Genomic DNA, 21540 nt, shown 5'->3' with positions numbered 1-21540 from the left:
AACACCATCTTATCAGCCCGCCGGCAAGACGTCAACTTGTGATCGTCGCCCCTTCCAGCAGCTTCGGAATGACTTGAACTACGGGAACCAACCGCAAACAGCAGGATCAATTCGTATGCGGCAGCCCATTCGGATCGACCGGACGATTGTGCGTACGGTTTCGGCGGAAGCCTTTGGCAACGGCCCGTTTCAGCAGCGGCAGCAAATAGTAGTCGGAGCCGAATTTGCCCGCGTTGGCTCCGGCGAACAGGACGATCGCGCCGAACAGCAGGAGCCACGGATTGCTCGATACGGTGCCCGCCAGCAGGAACATGAAGTTCATCAGCACGCCGAAGAACGCAGCCGCGGTGGTCAACGCCCCCAGGATGAGGCCGAGGCCGACCAACGTCTCGCCCCATGGAATCAGAAAATTGAACAGCTTCACGTTAGGCAAGGCGATATGTTGCAGGAAATCCACGTAATGGGGATACAGCGCGTTCTTAGTCCCCGTCTCCAGCACCGGCTTGTTCACGGCGTTCGTCAGAAATCCCGATGCGTCGAACGCTTTGTCGGCGGTCAGCTTGTGCCACCCCGCATCCAGCCACTTCCACCCCAGATACAATCGCACCAGCACCAGCAACCCCGCTGCATACCGGTTATTTCGAAGCCAATTCACCATCTTCATCCTCTCCCTTCTGGCTTCATCATACCCCTTTCTTCTCTCCCCACCCATCGGGAGTTCCGCTGAAAATCGGAGGGGCTTCTTCCTTATTTCCCGATGCGGGAGCCGGCGCCTTCCCCCCGATCCGAAATTCGGGGAATTCCCCGAATTACAGATAAGGCGCGAGACTTTACAATAGGAATGACCGCGCAGATCGCGCCAGGCCGTTCAGGAAGGATCAAGCCGAATGAACGAAGGATGAGAGAAGTGGAAAATGTGCGCAATCTCGTGCAAAAGGAATTGGATCTGCTTCGCGAGCTGATCGGTGCGGATGTGGCCGCCGTGGCCTGGAAGCGTAAGGAAGACGGCAAGTGGGCGTGGTGGGCCGCCTCCGGCTGCGCGGACGACCGCTATCGGAAGCTGACCATCCGGTTGGGGCGCGGGCTTGAAGGATCGGTGACGCGAATCGGCCGGCCGCTCGTGCTGGACGGGAACGATCCGGATACGGCGCGCAAGCGGGAAGAATCGCCGCTCATGCTGGTCGAACAGCTGCAAGCGGCGGCCGCTTACCCGATTGCGGGAAGCGCCGAAGTCCACGGGGTATTATTGGTCGGCCATCGGCAGCTGCACGCCTATTCGCAAGAGAACCTTCTCGTCGTCCAGCTCTCCGCGCGATGGCTCGGTCAATTGAGGGATTACGGGGAGACCGAATTCCCGATTCATTTTACCCCTTCATCTTGATATGATAGACGTAAAGCGAACGGGCGGGGAGAGAATGCGATGATCCGAATCATGCTGGTGGACGATCACATCGTAGTGCGGACGGGGCTGCGCCTGCTGCTGGAAGGCCAGCCGAATTTGACGGTCGTCGGCGACGCCGCGGACGGGGACGAGGCGATCCGCATCGCGCAGCAGCTGAAGCCGGACGTCGTACTGATGGACTTGAGCATGCCGCACGGCAAAGACGGACTGACGGCGACCGCCGAGCTGAAGAAGCTGCTTCCGGATACGAGCGTGCTCATTCTGACGATGCACGACGACGACGAATATTTGTTCCGATCCATCCATGCGGGAGCGTCCGGCTACGTGCTCAAGAGCGCCCCTCACGAGGAATTGCTGACGGCGATCGAATCGGTCGCGGCGGGCAACGCCTACCTGTATCCGACCGCGACCAAGCGTCTGATGCACGAATATATGGAACGCGTCAAGCACGGAGGCGACGGCTCCGATTCGTACGAGAGTCTCTCCGACCGGGAGCGGGAAGTGTTAGCCTGGATTGCCAAAGGCTACTCCAACAAGGAGATTGCCGAGCATCTGATCATCAGCGTCAAGACGGTCGAAACCCACAAAGCTCATCTGATGGAAAAGCTGGGGCTGCGGACGCGTCCCGACCTGGTCAAATACGCGCACAAGAAGGGACTGTTGAATTTTGACGTCTGAGCGCCAAGCCAACCGTTATCCCGAAGTGATCGGCCAAAGCGTCGGCAGCCTGCTGGCCCAATTGGACGGTTCCGCGATGGAGGAGCCATCGTTCCGGGACGAGCTCAAGCAAATGCTGAACCAGTTGCTCAAGCTCAAGCTCGCGCTTGACGAATCGTCCATCGTGGCGGTGACGGACCGCAAAGGCAAAATTCAATATGTGAACGATAAATTTTGCGAGATCTCGAAGTACAGCCGCGACGAGCTGCTCGGCAACGACCACCGGATCGTCAATTCCGGCTACCACAGCAAATCGTTCATGAGGGAGCTCTGGCGCACGATCCAGTCCGGCGAAGTATGGCGCGGGGAGATCCGCAACCGGGCCAAGGACGGGAGCTTCTATTGGGTTTATACGACGATCGTTCCGTTTCTGGACGACCGCGGGCAGCCTTATCAATATTTGGCCATCCGCAACGAAGTCACTCCGCTCAAAAAAGCCGAAGAAGAGCTGCAGAAGATGATGACGCGCATGATGCGGATCCAGGAGGAGGAGCGCAAGCGGATCTCCCGCGAGCTGCACGACGGCATCGGGCAAAGCTTGTTCGGCCTGGCGATCCGGATCGACCGCCTTCTCGCGCAGCCCGGTCATTCGCCCGAACTGGAGAGCCTGCGGCGCGACGTGACGGGCGTTATCGAAGAAGTAAGGGGACTCGCCTGGGAGCTGCGGCCGTCCGTGCTGGACGATCTGGGCGTCGGACCGGCGCTGAGAAGCTATGCGGAGATGTTCTCCCAGCATTACGGCATCCGGATTCAGCTCTCTTGCCGGCTGTCGAAACGGTACGACCGCCACATCGAGACCGCCCTTTACCGAATCATTCAGGAAGCGCTGACGAACATCGGCAAATACGCGAAGGTGACGGAAGCCGCCGTGGACGTATGGGAGACGGAAGATTCCGTTCACGCCCGAATCGAAGACAAAGGTATCGGCTTTATTCTGATGCCTTCGATGCAGGGCGTGGGTCTTTTCAGCATGGAGGAGCGGGCGCGCAGCGTCGGAGGGCACGCCTTGATCGACTCGGTGCCGGGAGAGGGGACCGTCGTTGCCGTATCGCTGCCGAAGGTCCCCCGGTAACCCCTTTTTTATAAACCGTCAAATACTGCCGCGAAAATGATTGACAAATAACTCGAACACCCGTATAGTTAAGTATTAAATTAAGTGTAACCCTCTGATGTTTTCCTCAATGGGTGAAATAGGCCTCCGTTTCGTTTCCCACACATTCCTTGATTACCGAATGAATTGGCTGCTGGAAGGAACACGAATTCTCACTGGCGCGGTCTCGGAACCGCAAGAACAATGGAGAGGTAGGGCTATCGTTGTTTTCGTGCAAGTGATTAGGAAAAGTCGCGCGGTTGCGCTTAAGCTCAGACCCCCAAGGTCCAATGCCCTGGGGGTCGTCCAATCGTATAAAAGCCATCCGTCCGGCGCCTCGCGCGCGGAACGAATGGCTTTTTTTGCTGCAAGCGGTCAGCCGACCATCATATGCACTTCGGCCGACTTCTCCGCGTTCGGATCGACCTTCGGCTTGCGAAGCACCAGGCCGAGAATGCCGCCTGCGATGGCGATAAACATCAGAATGAAGAACGTGTAGTTGAATGCTGCGGTCCAATCTTCGATGCCGGGCGCCTGCTTCTGGCCTTCGATGAGCAGATCCTTCATCTTGTTGCCGGAGATCGTCGTCAGCGTGGCGATGGCCAGCGAAGACACGACTTGTTGAGCCGCGTTCGTCAGCGACGTCACCCGTCCGACGAGGTTCTGCGGCGCCGATTGGATCAGGTGCGTATTGAGCGGCATCATGAACAGCCCCATGCCCGCGCCGAGCATCGCCAGCGGCAGCATGACCATGACGATGCCGTCGTCTGCGTTCATGTTCGAGAGAATCAACGCCGAGATCACCACGAACACCATGCCGGCCAGCACGAGCGGACGGGCGCCGAAGCGGTCGGACAGCCTGCCGCCGATCGGCATGAACACGCCCGAGGCGATTGCCTGCGGCAGCATGATCAGGCCGGTCTTGAACGCGGAATAACCATGCGCTTGCTGCAGGAACAGCGGCACCAGGAAGAACGTGCCGAACAGCGCGAACTGCGACACCCACTGCACGAGAATGCCGCGCGTGAAGTTGCCGGAACGGAAGACGCGAAGCTCCAGCAGCGGATTTTGGCGGGTCAGCTCGACGATGATGAACAGAATCAGAGCGACGGCGCCGACTATGATTCCGACGAGCGTCTCCGTCGAGGTCCAACTGGTCGCTCCTTGCGTCACGCCGTAGGACAACGCGGCGAACGCCAATGGGGCCAGGATAATGCCGAGCAGGTCCAGCGAAGCGACGGATTGCCGCTCGATATTCGGCAGCGTGCGAATGCCGGTCAACACCGCGATGACGCCGATGGGAAGATTAAGCAGGAAGATCCAGTTCCAGCTCGCGTAATCGACCAGCCAACCGGCCAGTACCGGGCCGAGCGCCGGCGCAAGCAGAATCGGAATGCCCATCATGCCCATCACGGCGCCGACTTTGTCCTTGGGCGCGATCCGGTAGACGAACGCCATGGCGATCGGCATGACGACGCCGCCGCCCAGTCCTTGCAGGACGCGGAACAGAATGAGCAGCTCCGCCGTGTGGGCCAGCGCGCAGAGCAGCGATCCGACGGTGAACAGCGCGACCGAAATGAGGAATACCCGCTTCGCCCCGAACCGGTCCGACAGCCAGCCGGCCAGCGGAATAACGGCCGCTTGGGCGAGAGCATACCCGGTTACGGTCCATTGCACGAGCGACAAGGAGCTGCCGAAGTCCTCCTGCAGCTTCGGAATGGCCACGTTAACGGCCGTTCCGTCCAATATAACCATGAACAATCCGACGATGATGGCGACCAGAGGCGCCAGGATGGCTCCCATCGACGTTGGCGCCGAAGCGCTCTCCTGCTTGGCTTGCGATGACATGCCTTCTCTCCACTCTCCTTGGATAGGCACACCGTCTGTCTAGTCTCTCTAACCCATCGCTTCCGTTGACCGTACCGAACGATCGCGTTACAATAGGGGATATGGACTATTTTCAGTAAGTACGCCTTTATTCAAGCGGACAATTGTCCGCTTAACTACGATGTTACCGGACAATTGTCCGGATGTCAATACGCAGATATGTTAAATTTGGAAAACCGGGAGTGAGAACGATGCCGATACGCCGGGAACGCAGCGATGCCGCCGAACACCGCCGGCTTATTCTGCAAACCGCTCAAGCCCTGTTCGCCGAGCATGGGGTCAAGGAAGTCAGCATGCACCAGATCGCGAAGACGGCCGGAATCGGACAAGGGACGCTGTACAGAAGGTATGCGCACAAGGGAGAGCTGTGCAGCGATCTGATGGAAGACAACAATCGCGCCGTCATGAACGCGATCGACTCCTATTTGCAATTGAACGCGAATGTCCTGTCGGCGAAGGAGCGCCTTGGCGGCGTCATCGATATTATTATCGACTTTATCGACGACAAGTGCCAGCTGCTCATCCCGCTTCACAACGTTTATATGTGCGAAGAAGACTCCTCCGTCTTTTTCCGGTCGCCGATATACGTTTATTTGAAGGACACGCTAACCCGTTTGATCGAAGAAAGCTCCGGCGGCAAACAGGCCGACGGGGAACCGTCCATCGCCGCCCACGTCATCCTCTGCTCCATCAATCCGGCTGGCTACCTGCACTTGCGCAAGGAGCTCGGCTTCTCCAAGGAAGAGATCCGGCGGCAGTACCGCAAGCTTTACGCCGGCCAATAATAGAGCAGCGAGCCCCCTGCGTCTCTGCGAACAGCAAAACCCCGAACCGATCCGGTCCGGGGTTTTGCATTTTCCAACTTCAAGCTCCGTATGTGCTGTTCCGACGCTCGGCCGCCTGCCCTCCGACCCAGTAGCGCTCGGCCGCCAAGACGAAGGCCAACACGACCTCGACGAGCACAATGGCGGCCAATCCGTCCAGTATCGCATGCTGCTTGACGAACAGCGTGGACAGTATAATGAGCGCGGACATGCAGGCGGTAAACGCGACATTGCGTTTGTTGCGGAAGCCGCTGTCGGCCATCATCCGGAACACCATGTAGCTTGAGAACACATGGATGCTCGGGAAGCAGTTGAAAGGCCGGTCCCGGTGGTAAATGTACGCCACAAGCCGGGTGAAAATATCGTCCCCGACCAGTTCGGGGCGGGGCACCGTCGTTTGGAACACCGAGTAAATGCAGTAGCAAGCCAATGCGCATAAGGTGTAAACGGTTAAGGAACGATAATAGACGCGGAGGTCCTTCATAAAGAAATAGACGATGCACGCGTAAATATAAACGATCCAGATCGAATAAGGCACCGCGAAATATTTGACGAACGGAATCGCGTTGTCGAGCGGAGTCGTCAGCCGGTAGACCGTTGGGCCCGGCTTGTTGACCAGAGCGTAGAGCTCCCCGAGCACCGGGAAAATGAGCATGAACAGCAAAGGCGCGTATTTTTTGTAACGGAGCAGCATGGTTGAAGCCCCCCCCTTTTCAAGATAGCCTTTTTCTCTCTCTAAAAAATTACGGTTTGCGGTCGGGAAGCGAACGCACATAAGCGTCCGACATGCTGAGCAGCTCCAGCGCCTGATCGTACTGCGCCTTGGTCGCGCTCTTCCCGTCCGCTTCCCCGCCAATCTGGTGTAAGGTGCCGTCTTCGAAGCCTTTGCCCGGCACGAATACGTCGGTATCGTTAATGAAGGAACCCGTAGGCAAGTAATAGCGTTCCGGCAGCACGTTATGCGTCGAATTCAGCAAGTCCTGACCGAAGTGGATATGGTTCGCGAGCGAAATGCCCGCCAGATTGGCGATCGTCGGGAAAATGTCCGATTGGCCGCCGACCTGCTCGATCACTCTCGATTCGGGATTGGCGCCGGGCAGCTTGATCAGGAGCGGGATGTTCATCATGTCCGGAATGCCGTATTCGCGATGGTAAATATCGTCCTTCATCAGCTTCTTCTCGTAGCTCGTCAAAGAATAAATCGGCAAGCCCTGATGGTCACCGTAAATGACGACGAGGCTGTTGTCCCATACGCCGTTCGCCTTCAGCTTGTCGATGAACTGGCCGAGCGCCCAGTCGGCGTAATTTTGCGCCCGAATGTAATCCCCTACAAGCGTCCCTTCGAAGCGTTCGGGAAGCTTCATCTTATATTTGCGTTCCGGCAGGTTGAACGGATGGTGCCCCGACATCGAAATCACTTGCGTGTAAAACGGCTTGCCCGAGCTCTGCATCTTGGCCAGCTCGTCGGCCGTCTTGTCGTACAGAACTTCGTCGGAAGCCGCGAACATAACGGTATCTTCGTCGCCGAAGAACGTCTTGTCGTACGCATGCCCCCATCCGAGCGCTTTGTACAGCTCCTTGCGGTTCCAGAACACGATGCTGTTCGTGTGGAACGTGGCCGTCTCGTAGCCGTTCTCCCCGAACGTCCGGGGCATACTCGGCAGCTCCTTGTCGGCGTATTCCTGCGAAGCCGCTCCGTGCTGGGGAACGTAAAACGATGTGTTGACGACGAATTCGGCGTCCGCCGTGTTCCCCTGTCCGACCTGCTGGAAGAAGTGCGGGAAGTAGAGGCTCTCCTTCATCAGCTTATTCAGGTTCGGGGTAATCTCGATCCCGTCCACCTTAAGCCCGAGCAGGAAATTTTGGAACGCTTCGAGCTGAATGACGATGACGTTCTTGCCCTTCGCCGCCCCCCAATAAGCGGGAGTCGCGGGCGTCTGAACGCCTTTGAGCTTCGCGATTTCCTGCTGCGTAACCTGGGTAGCGTCGACCGATTCGTCTTTCGAAGACGCGAACGCCGCATACACTTCGTAATTAAGAATGCCCATATTGCGGGCCTGCAAAATTTCGTTCATGCTGTCCCGGTTCGGCCAAATGGTGAAAATGCAGGCCAACAGCGACAGGAAAGCAAGCGCCCCGATCGGACGCGGACGTTCCCGGACTGCGAGGCTCCGCCCCCACGCTCTGGCCTTGCGGCTGAACAGCAGAACGAAGAACAGCACGACGATGTCCACGTAAATCAACAAAAAGTAAGGATGCAGAAGCGAGAACACGCTGCCCTTCACTTCCGTGACCTGGTTGGCTTGCTGAAGCGCGTGGTAGGTCACGATGACGCCGAAATATTTATAGTACATAATGACCGCAAAATAGATGCTCGTCAGAATCAAATCGACGATCAAATACGCCCCGAGCTTGCGCTTCGGGAACAGCAGCTCCACCAGGCAGAACACGAACCACACGGAGGGAATTCCGGTCGCGAGCGGCATCCAAACGTGTCCCCCGTCGAAGACGACGAACCTCGCCAAGTAGATTTTAAGAACCATCAGTACAGAAAAAAAGACAAACGGTTTGGAGGCCAAGCTCCTCAAACGTTGTCCGAACGCCACCGCAATCATCTCCTGAAGAACGAACCGTTCATCTCGATATAAAATGTCTACCCCTTATAATAGCGGATTTGAAGCGCATTAAAAAGTCGGGGAAGGATTTGACTCGAATACCGTGACGTCTTAAAATCCGGCTAATAAGGTATAATGATGCCAAGGAAAGGAAGTGTTCGCATGGCCATCCGTTATGCAAGGCCGTATGACGATATATTGGACGAACTGGTCAAAGCGCTCGAAGACATTCCGAATTGCTACGAAACGTTCGAAATGAGCTCGGAGGAGTGGAGCGAGCTGGACGAAGCCGAACGGGACGTCTGCATCCGCACGTTGGCCGACGACTTGTTCTACGTTCTCGGCTCCTCGTCCCATGCCGCAGCCGGCTCGGGCAAGCTGGAATACGACAAGGATCGCAGCGTCATCAAAGTGGCGGCTTCGCCGCAGCTCATTCATGTCGTTACTTTGAAGTAAGGAGCGTAGGCCGGTTCAATGAAGTACAGCTTGCGTGTTAAATAGCGGCGCATGGGAAGCTGTCCATGCGCCGCCATTTGTTGTCATCGGGACATTTGCAGCGCCTGAACGCGCCCGGCCGTTCTTCGTTCGCCGGCTATACTCTGTGGTATAATGAAATATTAATAATAAATCGCTTCTGTAAGGGCGGGGAAGGACACCGGATGAGCCGTACGCTTTCGCTTCAGCAGATCAAACTGTTGTGCGGTCAGCAGTCTTACGATCGGGGACTGAAATACGTCGAAGCCAACCGCGTCGTGCAGGTCGGCTTCGTCGAAGCCGAACGGCGTTACGACGCCTATGTATGGGGCAGCTCGCGTCATAGCGTCCGGATTGTCATGGATTCGTTCGGCGTCGAGGACGCCCGATGCGATTGCTCCTCCCGCCATTCCCAATATTATTGCGAGCACATCGCCGCCGTGCTCGTCCATCTCTATAACGCCCAGCCGGAGCCAGAGCCCAAGCCCGCGGAGAGCGCGGCGCCCCCGCGTCCTCCCGAGCCCAGCTTCTCCACCCGCGACGTTCAGTTCGCCAAGAACGTCATTTCCCTGTTCGACAACGCCCCGGCTTCCGCCTATGGAAGCGATGAGGCCCCCGCCGGCTCCCGAACGTGGCTGGACGTCGAATTTACGTGCAAAGCCGTGACCGACTACAGCCGCTCTCCGTTGTTTGCGATCGAGATGCGGGTCGGGCCCAAACGGCTCTATGTCGTCCAGCGGATCAAGGAGTTTCTCGGCCGCATCGAGCAGCAGCTTCCTTACGCCTTCGCCAAGCTGTTCACCTACGATCCGGCGGCGCACGCATTTAAGCCGGAGGACGAGGCGATCGTGCGCAAACTGATCGATATCGCGCACAGCGAGACCGCCTACCGCGACGCCTTTCGCGGCGGCAGCGGCGTCTATTCGCTTCAGCACGAGCGTCTGCTCATCCTCCCTCCGCTAGCCTGGGAGGAACTGCTTCCGCTGTTCGAGAAGGCGAACGTGAAGTTCGAGCAAGGCATGCGCACCGCGGACGGCGTCATCACGACCGACGAGCCGATCCCGCTGCGCTTTGAGATCGACCAGGCGCCGGGGGGCGGCTTCCAGTTGGACATTCAAGGCCTCGACCGGCTGATTGTCATGGAAAATTACGGCTGCGTCGTAGCGGAATGCGTTCTGCACCGGACGGACGACATTTCGATGCGGCGGCTCGACGAATTGAAGAAAATGTTCGCTTACCGGCCGGCGAAGATGATGCTTATTCCGCCCGCCCAGATCGAGCCGTTCATGGACCGCGTCATTCCGGGGCTGCGCCGAATCGGCACCGTCTCCATCGCCCAATCGATCTCCGACCGAATCGTAAGCCCCCCGCTCGAAGCCCGGCTCGATCTCGACTGGGTGAACGAGCGTCTGCTCGCCAGGCTGACCTATAAGTACGGGGACATCGAGATCGATCCGCTGCGCCCGGACGGCGGCCGCGAAGGGGCGGCCGGCGACCGCATTCTGCTGCGCGACGTCGAGCTGGAAGGGCGAATTATGAGCCTGATCGAGCGGGCCGACTTCAAGTATAACGGCAGCGAGCTGTACCTGGACGAAGAAGAGTCGCTTTACCGGTTCCAGTTCCGCCTGCTTCCGCAGCTTGAGAAGCTGGCCAGGGTGACAACGACCGCCCCCATGAGAGCGGCGCTGCTGCAGCCGCCCTCTCCTCCCAAGCTGACGATCGACGTGGACGCCCGCACGCAATGGCTGGAAGTCCGCTTCGACATGGAAGGCATCGACGAGCAGGAGATTCACCGCATTCTCCGCACCCTCGTCGAGAAGAAATCGTATTACCGGCTTGCCGGTGGAGGGTTCCTCTCGCTGGAGGACGAAGGATTCCGGGAGATCGCGCGGCTGATGGACGAGATGGACGTCGGGAAGAGCGAAATCAAAGGCTCCCGGTTCGACTTGTCGGTCGTCCGCGGTCTCTCTCTTCTGGAGGTTAGCCCCAAAGGCCAGAGCGTCAAATTCGGCCGGTCGCTGCGGCAGCTGCTCGACAATATGCGCAACCCGGACAATCTGGATTTTCCCGTTCCCGAGTCGCTCTCTTCCGTGCTGCGCGAATATCAGAAGTTCGGCTATCAATGGATGAAGACGCTCGCCCATTACCGGTTCGGGGGCATCCTCGCGGACGATATGGGTCTGGGCAAGACGCTGCAAAGCATCGCCTTCATCGAATCCGTGCGCGATCAGCTTCGCGAGTCGGGCCTGCCCGTGCTGATCGTGTCGCCCGCATCGCTGCTCTACAACTGGAAGAGCGAAATCGCGAAGTTCGCTCCGGATCTGAACGCGGTCATCGCCGCCGGCATGAAGCAGGAGCGGAGCGGCATCCTGGAAGATCTGGACGACGTCGACGTGCTGATCACCTCTTATCCGCTGCTCCGGCGGGACATGGAGCTCTACGCGAAACAGCGGTTCCATACGCTCATTCTGGACGAGGCGCAGGCGATCAAGAACCACGCCACCCAGACGGCCCAAGCGGTTAAGCTGCTGCGCGCCGGCTACCGGTTCGCGCTTACCGGAACCCCGATCGAGAACTCGCTCGACGAGTTGTGGTCGCTGTTCGACGCCGTCTTCCCCGAGCTGTTCGGAAGCCGGAAGGCGTTCGCCGCCCTGACTCGGGAAAGCGTGGCCAAACGCGTCCGCCCGTTCATTCTGCGGCGGATGAAGAGCGACGTGCTCAAGGAGCTGCCGGACAAGATCGAGACGCTGCAGCTGTCCGAGCTCACCGACGATCAGAAGAAGCTGTACGTCGCTTATTTGGCGCGGCTGCAGGCGGAGACGCTGCGGAGCCTGCAGACCGAAGGCTTCCAGAAGAGCCGGATGAAGATTCTGGCCGGCCTCACCCGGTTGCGCCAGCTCTGCTGCCACCCTTCCCTCTTCGTGGAAAATTACGAAGGCGACTCGGGCAAGCTGGAGCAGCTGCTCGAGATCGTCGACGAAGCGCGGAGCGGCGGCAAGCGGATGCTCATTTTCTCGCAATTCACGTCCATGCTGCATCTCATTCAGAACGAGCTTGCGCTGCGCGGCCTCTCCTTCTTCTACTTGGACGGCCAGACGCCCGCGCAGGAGCGGGTCGAGCTCTGCCGCCGCTTCAACGAAGGCGAGCGGGACATCTTCCTCATCTCCCTCCGGGCCGGCGGCACGGGCCTCAATCTGACAGGAGCCGATACGGTCATCCTGTACGATCTGTGGTGGAACCCCGCCGTCGAGCAGCAGGCGGCCGACCGAGCGCACCGGATCGGGCAGAAGAAGGTCGTCCAGGTGATCCGGCTTGTCGCGCAGGGAACGATCGAGGAGAAGATGGTTGAGCTGCAGAAGCGCAAGAAGGACCTGATCGCCGAAGTGATTCAGCCCGGCGAGGAAGCCTTGTCGGCCATGACCGAAGAAGACATTCGCGAGCTGCTGATGATCTAGGGAAGCTGCCCGCGCGCCGGCGGCGCTCACCGCCGAACCGACGTGCTTGGGCCGGCTTCGCGCAGCGTTTCCCGGTGCGCGCCAATTCCGCTCGCCCCTTCCCTTTCTTGGAAGAAGTCCTTATAATGAAGCCGTATCAGCAAGCCCAAGTAAAGGAGCGTCGATATCCGTGAAACCGATTCCATTGCAGCAACGCGGCATGCCCGTCAGCCGTCTCTCCCTGGGCTGCATGCCGCTCGGCGGCGGCTGGAACAGCGATCCGATTACAGCGGAGCATATCAAGCAAGGGCACGAGGCGGTCGAAGCGGCCTTGTCGATCGGCATCAACTTTTTCGATCATGCGGACATCTACACAAGAGGCAAGGCCGAGATCGTCTTCGGGGAAGTGCTCAAAAGCAATCCCGGTCTCCGCGAACGGATTTATCTGCAATCCAAGTGCGGCATCCGCTTCGAGGAAGGGCCCGGCAAGCCGCACCGGTTCGACTTCTCCCGCGAGCACATTCTGAATAGCGTCGACGGCATTCTCGGCCGGCTCGGGGTCGAATACATCGATATTTTGCTGCTGCACCGCCCGGATCCGCTGATGGACCCCGACGAGATCGCCGAAGCGTTCCGCCGGCTCAAGGAAGCGGGCAAAGTTCGCGGCTTCGGCGTCTCCAACATGAGCGCCGGCCAGATGAAGCTGCTCCAGACTTCGATGGACGACCCGATTCTCGTCAATCAGATCGAGCTCAACCTGCTGCACATCGGCTGGCTGGACCAGGGCGTTCACGTCAACCAGCTGGCTTCTCGCGACAACTACTTTCCGGAAGGCACGCTCGAGCATTGCCGGTTGGAGAACATTCAAATTCAAGCCTGGAGCCCGCTGGCCAAAGGCTTGCTGTCCGGCCGGCCGCTGGACGGGCAAAACGAGAACGTCGTCAAGACGGCGGAGCTCGTCGCGCAGTTGGCCGAGCAGAAGGGCACCTCGCGCGAAGCGATTGTGCTGGCCTGGCTTCTGAAGCATCCGGCGGGCATCCAGCCCGTCATCGGCACGATCAATCCCGCGCGCATCCGCAATTGCGGCGAAGCCGAGAAGATCGAGCTGACCCGCGAGGAATGGTATTCGCTCTATTTGAGCTCCCGCGGCCGACCGCTGCCGTAACGTAAGCGCGCGCGGCGCCGCAAATGATAGACAAGGGGCTGTCTCCGGAACGGTCGACTTCTCCGACCTTCCGGGACAGCCCTCGGTTTTGCCCAGCCACCTGGTCCTGCAACGGACTCCGTACCGCTAGCTTTGCATAAGTTGTCAAGCTATTTTTCCACAAGCAAACACGTCTTCGGCGTCTTTAGGGCTTCATGGTACATGACCGAGCGTGACTCCGAACCCAAACGGACACAGAGGCCGTTATTTGCCCAAAAATCGCGTTTTTTACATTCTAACGGACCCTCGTTCCGCTATGCGTCGGATTTTCCTCGTTGGAGGCACGGTTTGAAGCAAATAACGGATCCTGTGTCCGTTCCATTGCTTAAATAAGCTTCCAGGCGAGAAATTACGGATCCTCGGTCCGTAAGAGCCAAAGCAAATCCCGATTAAATCTCGGAGTACCCATGCGAGAAGGGACTTTGGATGGAATAAACATCCCCTGAAGGATCCTGGACAAAAATCCGAAGTTTTTATGCAAAGCTAGCGACTCCGTGCCGCCTATATGCCGTTTATTTGGTTGCGCCGGGCGTTGTCGCGCTTCTGAATGGCGTGCATGCCCATAATGACGGCGACAAGCTCGTAACTGTCCAGCTCTTCCGACCGGTTCTCCAAGCGGAACGCGCCGGAGGAGAACCAACCGTTCACCTGATCGAAGCGGGCCACTTGGCGTCCTTCGCCGTCCACCACTTCGTATTCTCTGGAGAACGCCGGGGACAAAATGTCGTATTCGCCCCGTCCGAACGCCTCGTACGTATACTTCTTGGAGAAGAACGCCATCCGTTCGCGAAGCAAGCCGACTTCCTGCCCGCTCGCATCGCTGACGGTCCACTTGGACGAGAAAAAGCCGAACCCTCCGCTGTACGCCAGCTCTCCGCCCGGGCCGTATACGTCCAGCGACGCGCCGAACGCGCTTTTCAAATCCAACGACCCCGCATGCCCCTCCGATGCGTCCAAAATGTCCGTCAACCCGCTATTAAAGAAATTATCGCGAAAATAGAGCTCCAACCGCACCCTCTCCCTTCCATTTACAGGATTATACGGATACGCCTGTTATCAAGTTGCATGACGCGCGTTCAATCAGCGCTCGTGCCGTGAACCCCGGATGCCTCTTGAAACGTCTGCAGGGCGCACATCCTCCCGACGACCGCCGCCAGCGCGAGCGTAAGCGCAAGTCCCGAGATCGCCGCCGCCGTAAACACCGGAAGTCTCCACAGATCGGAGGCGTGCACGAAGAACGGAATGAAGGAGACGGCCATGATCGGAGGCATGTTCCACTTCCGCCAGTGGATGAGCCAGAATGCGAATAAGGCGTTGACGACGAAAAACACCGTACTGGGGTGCAGCTGCGACAGGACCGAGCCGGCGAAGGAGACGACGACCGCCCGGCATGCCGCGAGGCCCATCTCCCGCAACGTAGCCGCGCGTGTAATGAACAAGTAAGCGAATGCGCCTAGCGTGGGAAAAAAAAGCGGGTGAAACCCCGGGACGTGCGCCGACAAGAAGTAAGCAAAGCCGATGTACGAGCAGGCTGCGAGTGCTTTAAGCTTCATTCTATCCCGATTCCTTTACATGCATTTGTCCGTAAAATTCTATTCCTTCGGCTCCGTCCGGTCAAGACCTTTTTATCCATGCGGAAGCGGCGGCTTGCTCGTTCTATTAGGGCAGATGCCTTCAATGGCTCTATAGAGACAGAAGGACGGAATGCTGCGTCACCGTGTGCAGGTCGCGCCAGGTGCGGTTCAGCGGGTGATCGTTCAGCAGCGCCGTCATGCCCAGCAGCGGAAACACCGCCTGCGCGCCGCTCCGGGCTTCGCCCGCCGCTTCCTGGCTGACGCGGCCGACCTCGTCCCAGCGCACATCCGGCAGCGCTCCCTCCCGAACGAACGCCGCCCAGGACGATTCGACCGCGGCGTAGAATCGATCGCATGCCGCGTTCAGCCTGTTCTCTTGCGCTTCGACGGCGCCTAGCAGCGCTTCCAGGCGGCGAGGCTGGGCCGCGCTCCATTCGGGAGCCTTGAGATCGGCAAAGGACCGGCATTCCTCAAGAAAATGACGGGCGATCCCGATCGAGACCGCGGCAAACGAGGTTTGGGCGAACGGAAGGAACGGAACGCGATAGATCGGGTCGTCGTAGCGGGGCTCCGAGGCGATGTCGAAGGTCATGCTCTCCGGCACGAACGCGTCGCGAACCGCGATCGAATGGCTGGACGTCGCCCGCAGCCCGAGCGAATTCCAGTCGCGGATCACCTCCACCTGTTCCGGGAGGAACGCGAACGAACGCATGCGCGGTTCGCCTTCGCCTTCGATCATGCAATTGGCGGTATAAAAGCTTGCGTATGTCGAGCCGCTGCAAAACTTCCAGCGTCCGCTCACCCTGTAGCCCCCCTCGACCGGCTTCGCCGTCCCGGTCGGGAGGCCGCTGCCCGCGAGCACGGCTTCGCGCCCCGAGAACAGCGCCGCAGCCTCCCGCTCCGGCAGCGTCGCGCAGAAGAAGCCGCCGCCCGAGCCGATCGTGACGAGCCAGCCGAAGGCGCCGTCGATCCAGGACGCGCGCTCGAACAGCCGCAGCGCCTCCGGCAGCCCAAGCGCAAGCCCGCCCAGCTCGCGCGGGACGAACGCCTTGAACAGCTTGGCGTCGTACGTCAGCTCCAGCAACCAAGGCTCGATCTCCCCGCGCTGCTCCATCCGCTGCGAATGTTCGCGAATTTTCTCCGCTTGCTCGTTATCGTACAAGAACATAATGCCATTCTTCCTTCCCGATTGTTGAATGGGGCGAAAACGGTTCGGCCTTCCCGCGTTAACGAATGCTCTCGGGCAAAGGCACCGTGCGAGTTCCCGATGCCTTTCCGGCGAAAGAAGCGCTGCAGCCGAAAAAACAGCCTCAGCCCAGTATAATACAGGGCCGAGGCTTGCGTCATGCGGCAGCGGCGAAGCCGAAGCTCGTAATCGAACAGCAGCGCGGCGGAGATGAGCGAGACGAGATGGGGAGCCTCCATGCCGAACGCGGCGGCCTGGAGGGCCGGTCGGACGAGGCGGTCGGTCGCCGCCAGCTTGCGCAAGGGGGACCGGCCGACCCGGGCGACCTTGTCGGCCATTCGGGAATTGGCGAAGCGCTGCAGCGATTTGCGAATGTATTTGCGGTGCTCCGATTCGTTCCAAAATGAACGAGGCCAGGCTGCTGCTGGATCAGACGGAATACAAGCTGTCCGAGATCGCCCAATCCGTCGGATACCCGGATCTTTTCTCGTTCTCCAAGGCGTTCAAGTAGCATACGGGCCTGTCCCCCTCTGCCTATCGCGCAAGGCGGAAGGACGGAGGCGGACGGCGGCCTGCTTGCCGCTGACCTGAACGCCCGTCTCCTTCGCGCCGTTCGGCGACAAATCCCGCGCCAAGCGCTCCAGCAGCTCCTTCGCCGCCGCCCCTTCCTTGGCGTTGCCGAGCTTGACGACCAACTGGACGGCGTTCCCGGCTTCCAGCAGCTTGCCCGCCTGCCTTGCCTTGGTCTCGTAGTCGTGCTCCTCGATTTGAGGCGTCAACCGAATCTCCTTGGCCTTCGGGGCTTGCCCTTCCCGACGCTCATTCCGGCGTTCCTTGTTCAGCCGGTCCTTGGCGGTCCCCTTGCCGATCAACCGACATGGAGGCGGGCTGCTGTAGAGCGATTCGCACACGAGATCGACCCCCAGCCTGCGGGCGAGCTCCAGCGCTTCGGCTCGGGAGACGACGCCCAAATCTTCCCCGTCCACGCCGGTCAGACGGACTTCCGAAGCTTTGATCCGTTCGTTCATAATCATCGATGATAACCTCCAGGCGTCAGGCGCTCAGATCAGCAGATTGATCCCTTCCAGAACGAGACCGATCAGGAAGCCGCATACGGCCCCGTTGACGCGAATCCATTGCAGGTCGCCGCCGATCTTGTCCTCGAGCATCCGGATGAGCGTCTCGTTGTCCAGCTTGTCCACATTTTCGCGAACGAGCTGGCCGATTCGCGCATGGTTCGCGTCGACGACGCCCGCAACGCGGTCCTGCGCCCATTGGCGAAGCGGAACGAGCGAGTCCGGCTCCTCCTTGAACCGAGCGACCAGACCTTCCAGCGCCGGACGCACGATCTCGTCCGCGAACCGGGGCTCGCGAATCCGTTCGAGCGCTTGGCTTCGCAGCTCTTCCGCCCACTTCAGCAAACGCGCTTCCAGGTTCAACCGTTCCGGCAAACCGGCTTTGGCCGCATCCAGCTCCCGGACGACAGCCTCGTTGTCCGGCAACTGTTCGATCGCCTTGCGCATCTCCGCGAGAACGAGCCGCCGCAGCGGATGCTCCTCGAATTGCCGCATGTCCCGCAAATGGTTCAAAATGACGTTCTGCAGCATGGCCCCCAGCTTCTCTTCGCTCATAAAGCCGACGAACGCGTTGACCGCAAAGCCCATGAGCCCCTTCGCCTGAACGCTGCCCAGCGCTTCCGCCGCCATCGTTCCCAGCTGATAGCGAACCGCGTCCTGAGCGACGACGTTCTCCGCCTTGGCCAGCAGAAATTGCAGCGCCTTCTCCTCGTATCCGCGAGCCGTAATCTCATCCCTGACGAACCGCAGCAACGAGACGGAATCCCATTCGCGTATTTTGTGCTCAAGCCCCTTCGCCAGCGGCGGGACGAACCGTTCCAGCGGCAGATGGCGCAGCACATAATCGCCCAGGACGGCGACTGCGCGGGCCGCTTGATCCAGATGCCGTTCGGCAAACCCGATCATCTTGGCCGGAGCCAAATACTCGTTCACTTTCGACTTGATGCTCTCTTTGGTCAGAAGCTCGTTCTCCATCGCGGAGACGAGCGAACGAACGACTTTATCGCGGTTGCGGGGCAGCAGCGCGGTATGCGGGATCGGCAGGCCGAGCGGCCGCCGGAACAGCGCGGTCACCGCGAACCAATCGGCGAGGCCGCCGACCAGTCCCGCCTCGAAGCCTCCGTGCAATAGCGCGCCCGCCCCGTGGCCGGCTATCGGAAAGGTGGCGGCGAACCCCGCCGCCATCACGCCGAGCGATATCGCCGCCGTATGTTTCGGTTTTCTAGGCATCGTGCGCTCCTTGTCGGGCAAATGTTCGATATGGTTTATTTTACCCTGAGGAGGCCGTATCGATCAAAGCCCCTGCTTTCACAGCACCTTGGACAAAAACAGCCTCGTTCGCTCCTCGCGCGGACAATCGAACACGTCCTGCGGCGTCCCCTCCTCCACGATGCTTCCCCGCTCCATGAACAGCACCCGATCCCCCACCTCGCGCGCGAATCCCATCTCGTGCGTGACGACGACCATCGTCATCCCTTCGGCCGCCAGCTCTTTCATGACGGCGAGCACCTCGCCCACCATCTCCGGATCGAGCGCCGACGTCGGCTCGTCGAACAGCATGATCTTCGGCTCCATGGCCAGCGCCCGCGCGATCGCGACCCGCTGGGCCTGGCCGCCGGACAACGAATCGGGGGCGGCGTTCGCCTTGTCTTCCAGCCCGACCTTGCGAAGCAGCTCGAACGCCTTGACCGCGGCCTGCTCCTTGGGCAGCTTCCGGACGCGAACGGGCGACAGCGTAATATTGTCCAGAACGCTCATATGGGGAAAAAGGTTAAACCGCTGGAACACCATTCCTACTTCCGCCCGAATTTCCGTAATGCGGACGCCCTTGTCCAGGAGCGAGCGTCCTTCTATCCGAATATCCCCTTGTTCGGGCACCTCCAGCAAGTTCAAACAGCGAAGCAGCGTCGACTTGCCCGAGCCGGAAGGGCCGATGACGACGACGACCTCCTGGCGCCGCACCTCGAGATTGACGCTCCGAAGCACGGTGTTCGCGCCGTACGATTTGCACAGATCCGTCACCTGAATGATCGGGTCCCCCATCGCGTCACAGCCTCCTCTCGACGAATTGCAGCAGCTTGCTGAGCGAATAAGTGAGGATGAAGTAAACGAGCGCGGCCGTCGTGTACGCTTCCACCACTTTCAAATATTGACCCTTCATCGCGTTGCTCCAGTACATGAGTTCCGGTACGGCGATATAGGCGAGCATGGCGGAGTCTTTCACGAGCACGATGAATTCGTTGCCGAAGGCGGGAATCATCCGCTTGACCGCCTGCGGAAGAATGACGAACCGCATCGCTTGCCCGGGGGTCATGCCCAGCGAGTAAGCGGCCTCCCGCTGGCCACGGTCGATCGATTGAATGCCCGCACGGTAAATTTCCGCCGTATAGGCGGCGGAATTGAGAGAGAGGGTGACGATCCCGGCGACAATTGCATTTGTCGTTCCTAGGATGGGCGGAATGACAATATAATGAACGATCAACGCTTGCACGATCAGCGGCGTTCCCCGAAAAAAATTGACGTACGCGCTGACCGGCCAGCTGATCCAGCTTTTTCGCGACATTTTCCCGAACCCGATCCCGAGACCGAGAATGGCGCCGAGCCAAATCGAGACGAACGAGATGCCGACCGTCAGCCCGGTTCCCTTGAGCAGCAAGGGGGCGTAACCCCAAACGATGTCGAAACGAAAGTCCATGCTCTCTTCTCCTCCACGTCAAAAAGCATGCGCCATATTGCCGCACGCATGCTGATGTCCGGAATCGGTTCACTTCGCGTTGACCAGATCCGTCGTATCCGGCTCGACGCCGATCCATTTCTTGTACATGGCCTTATATTCGTCGCTTGCCCGGAACTTCTCGATGGCAGGGTCCAGCTTCGCTTTCAAATCAGCCTTGCCTTGAGGGAAAATAATGCCGTAGTATTCGGGCGTGAAGTTGGCCTTGTCTTCGATGGCTACGAATTTCTTGTTCGGATTGTTCTGCACGTAAGCCTGCACGACGGCGAAGTCGGCCACGACCGCGTCCACTCCGTTGTTCTCCAGCTCCAGAAGCGCGAGCGTATTGCTGTCGAACCGCTTCAGATTCGTATTGGAGTTGCCCATGATGCCCTTCATCAGCTCCTCGGCCGTCGTCGCCCCCTGAACGGCCACTTTCTTGTCCTTCAGGTCGAGCGCGTTCTTGATCGGGCTTCCTTCCTTGGTCAGAATCATATTTTTCGATTCGAAGTAGGGAATGGAAAACTCGTAGGATTGCTTGCGGTCGTCCGTAATCGAGATCGCCGAGATGCCGCCGTCGTACGCGCTCGATTTGCCTTTGTCGAGATCCGCGAACAGCGGGTCCCAGCCGACGTTCTCCAATTTGTACTTCAGCCCCGCCTCCTTCATGACCGCATCCAGGAAGTCGACGTCGAAGCCAACGATTTTGTCTTTATCCATGCTCTCCATCGGCGCGTAGCTGGCGTCGGTCGCGATCTTGTAGACGACATCGGCATCGGCCGAGGCGCCGGCCGGCGCGCTTGCCCCTCCGGAAGCTTCGGCAGAGGGAGAGGCGGCCGCTTCGCTCGCGCTCGTGCCGGCGTTATTCCCTTTGCCGCAACCGGCGGCTGCCAGCATCAATACCATAAAGATTGCCAAAACCGACCACTTTTTCATGGCTCGACCTCCGATAATGTCAAATAATTTAACATGATTTTAGCAGTAATTAGAGGGTTTAGAAGTCCGGTGAAAAAGTCCGCCAAGCAGGCTTTTACCACGGTTTTGTCGAATTATACAGTAACACGACCATTGAAAGAGTGATTGAGCATGAAAGCAAGTAAGTCGTCGACCATCCAGCCTCAGTTGTTCCAATTCATCGACATGGATGAACTCGTGCCGAAAAAGCACATTTTGCGCCAGTTGAACGAAGCTATCGATTTCTCTATGGTCTATGATTGGGTGGCACCACTGTATACGGAGAGTACTGGGCGTCCCGCTGCCGATCCGGAGCGGATCGTCCGACTGACGTTGCTTTCGTATCTGTTCAACCACTCCGAACGGGAACTGTATCAACTACTGCCCATG

The 21540-nt window shown here is 59.0% G+C and carries 22 protein-coding genes; 9 read left to right on the top strand and 13 right to left on the bottom strand.

All coding sequences use genetic code 11. The features are described from left to right. Positions 1–106: 106 nt before the first annotated feature. Positions 107–658, bottom strand: coding sequence for a TQO small subunit DoxD (locus tag G485_RS25965; protein ID WP_051318171.1), 552 nt, complete (start codon positions 656–658; stop codon positions 107–109). A 240-nt stretch (positions 659–898) separates the two neighbouring features. Here G485_RS25965 and G485_RS0110460 point away from each other — a divergent pair, with 240 nt between their 5' ends. The 3 genes from G485_RS0110460 (at position 899) to G485_RS0110450 (ending at position 3191) form a co-directional block, all read left to right on the top strand. Next, on the top strand, positions 899–1381 hold the full coding sequence (locus tag G485_RS0110460) for a GAF domain-containing protein (protein ID WP_169732305.1): 483 nt from the start codon (positions 899–901) through the stop codon (positions 1379–1381). A 39-nt stretch (positions 1382–1420) separates the two neighbouring features. Next, positions 1421–2080, top strand: coding sequence for a response regulator transcription factor (locus G485_RS0110455; RefSeq protein WP_027092514.1), 660 nt, complete (start codon positions 1421–1423; stop codon positions 2078–2080). 76 nt (positions 2081–2156) lie between these two features. Continuing rightward, positions 2157–3191 (top strand): PAS domain-containing sensor histidine kinase, encoded by a 1035-nt coding sequence (locus tag G485_RS0110450; RefSeq protein WP_084423249.1) that lies wholly within the window; start codon positions 2157–2159, stop codon positions 3189–3191. A 393-nt stretch (positions 3192–3584) separates the two neighbouring features. Here G485_RS0110450 and G485_RS0110445 read toward each other — a convergent pair whose 3' ends face one another. Further along, positions 3585–5057, bottom strand: a complete 1473-nt coding sequence (locus tag G485_RS0110445) for a DHA2 family efflux MFS transporter permease subunit (protein ID WP_027092512.1) — start codon at positions 5055–5057, stop codon at positions 3585–3587. A 230-nt stretch (positions 5058–5287) separates the two neighbouring features. On the opposite strand from G485_RS0110445, the gene G485_RS25960 reads away from it, so the two are divergent. Beyond that, positions 5288–5881 (top strand): TetR/AcrR family transcriptional regulator, encoded by a 594-nt coding sequence (locus G485_RS25960; RefSeq protein ID WP_051318170.1) that lies wholly within the window; start codon positions 5288–5290, stop codon positions 5879–5881. A 79-nt stretch (positions 5882–5960) separates the two neighbouring features. On the opposite strand, the gene G485_RS25955 is transcribed toward G485_RS25960, so the two are convergent. Then, positions 5961–6614, bottom strand: a complete 654-nt coding sequence (locus G485_RS25955) for a phosphatase PAP2 family protein (protein ID WP_035155639.1) — start codon at positions 6612–6614, stop codon at positions 5961–5963. A 49-nt stretch (positions 6615–6663) separates the two neighbouring features. Next, entirely contained in the window at positions 6664–8535 is a 1872-nt protein-coding gene (locus tag G485_RS0110430; RefSeq protein WP_051318169.1) for an LTA synthase family protein, read from the bottom strand. A gap of 162 nt (positions 8536–8697) precedes the next feature. Here G485_RS0110430 and G485_RS0110425 point away from each other — a divergent pair, with 162 nt between their 5' ends. The 3 genes from G485_RS0110425 (at position 8698) to G485_RS0110415 (ending at position 13608) form a co-directional block, all read left to right on the top strand. Next, positions 8698–8991 carry a hypothetical protein gene (locus G485_RS0110425; RefSeq protein WP_027092510.1) on the top strand — a complete coding sequence of 98 codons (294 nt, stop codon included), beginning with the start codon at positions 8698–8700 and terminating at the stop codon, positions 8989–8991. A 203-nt stretch (positions 8992–9194) separates the two neighbouring features. Then, entirely contained in the window at positions 9195–12464 is a 3270-nt protein-coding gene (locus G485_RS0110420) for a DEAD/DEAH box helicase (RefSeq protein WP_027092509.1), read from the top strand. A 169-nt stretch (positions 12465–12633) separates the two neighbouring features. Next, complete coding sequence (locus G485_RS0110415; protein ID WP_027092508.1) at positions 12634–13608, top strand: aldo/keto reductase; 975 nt, start codon at positions 12634–12636, stop codon at positions 13606–13608. Positions 13609–14148: 540 nt separating this feature from the next. Here the strand turns inward: G485_RS0110415 and G485_RS0110410 are convergent. The 4 genes from G485_RS0110410 to G485_RS31470 all read right to left on the bottom strand — a co-directional run bounded on the left by G485_RS0110410 (position 14149) and on the right by G485_RS31470 (position 16745). After that, positions 14149–14655, bottom strand: a complete 507-nt coding sequence (locus tag G485_RS0110410) for a hypothetical protein (protein ID WP_027092507.1) — start codon at positions 14653–14655, stop codon at positions 14149–14151. A 68-nt stretch (positions 14656–14723) separates the two neighbouring features. Continuing rightward, a complete protein-coding gene (locus G485_RS25950; protein WP_051318168.1) occupies positions 14724–15200 on the bottom strand; it encodes a hypothetical protein in 477 nt (158 codons plus the stop codon). Positions 15201–15330: 130 nt separating this feature from the next. Then, positions 15331–16389: an acyl-CoA dehydrogenase family protein gene (locus G485_RS0110400; protein ID WP_027092506.1), complete on the bottom strand. Its 1059-nt coding sequence runs from the start codon at positions 16387–16389 to the stop codon at positions 15331–15333. After that, positions 16293–16745: a hypothetical protein gene (locus G485_RS31470; RefSeq protein WP_420805750.1), complete on the bottom strand. Its 453-nt coding sequence runs from the start codon at positions 16743–16745 to the stop codon at positions 16293–16295. Before G485_RS31470 ends, G485_RS0110400 begins: the two co-directional genes overlap by 97 nt. Positions 16746–16810: 65 nt before the next feature. On the opposite strand from G485_RS31470, the gene G485_RS31625 reads away from it, so the two are divergent. Next, positions 16811–16918, top strand: coding sequence for a helix-turn-helix transcriptional regulator (locus G485_RS31625; protein ID WP_476695851.1), 108 nt, complete (start codon positions 16811–16813; stop codon positions 16916–16918). Here G485_RS31625 and infC read toward each other — a convergent pair. From infC to G485_RS0110365, 5 genes are all read right to left on the bottom strand, one after another. After that, on the bottom strand, positions 16911–17441 hold the full coding sequence (gene infC / locus G485_RS25945; RefSeq protein WP_035155636.1) for a translation initiation factor IF-3: 531 nt from the start codon (positions 17439–17441) through the stop codon (positions 16911–16913). The two genes, G485_RS31625 and infC, sit on opposite strands and share 8 nt — an antisense overlap. A gap of 27 nt (positions 17442–17468) precedes the next feature. Continuing rightward, complete coding sequence (locus tag G485_RS0110380; protein WP_027092504.1) at positions 17469–18713, bottom strand: DUF445 domain-containing protein; 1245 nt, start codon at positions 18711–18713, stop codon at positions 17469–17471. A 78-nt stretch (positions 18714–18791) separates the two neighbouring features. Beyond that, complete coding sequence (locus G485_RS0110375) at positions 18792–19514, bottom strand: amino acid ABC transporter ATP-binding protein (RefSeq protein WP_027092503.1); 723 nt, start codon at positions 19512–19514, stop codon at positions 18792–18794. A 16-nt stretch (positions 19515–19530) separates the two neighbouring features. Further along, complete coding sequence (locus G485_RS0110370; protein ID WP_027092502.1) at positions 19531–20178, bottom strand: amino acid ABC transporter permease; 648 nt, start codon at positions 20176–20178, stop codon at positions 19531–19533. Positions 20179–20247: 69 nt separating this feature from the next. After that, complete coding sequence (locus G485_RS0110365) at positions 20248–21132, bottom strand: basic amino acid ABC transporter substrate-binding protein (RefSeq protein WP_027092501.1); 885 nt, start codon at positions 21130–21132, stop codon at positions 20248–20250. A 150-nt stretch (positions 21133–21282) separates the two neighbouring features. On the opposite strand from G485_RS0110365, the gene G485_RS0110360 reads away from it, so the two are divergent. Further along, the coding region (locus tag G485_RS0110360) for a transposase (RefSeq protein WP_027092500.1) at positions 21283–21540 on the top strand (258 nt) is incomplete at its 3' end.

Source organism: Cohnella thermotolerans DSM 17683 (assembly GCF_000429825.1).
GTDB classification, from domain to species: Bacteria; Bacillota; Bacilli; order Paenibacillales; family Paenibacillaceae; genus Cohnella; species Cohnella thermotolerans.
This window is presented reverse-complemented; position numbering and strand designations above follow the sequence as displayed.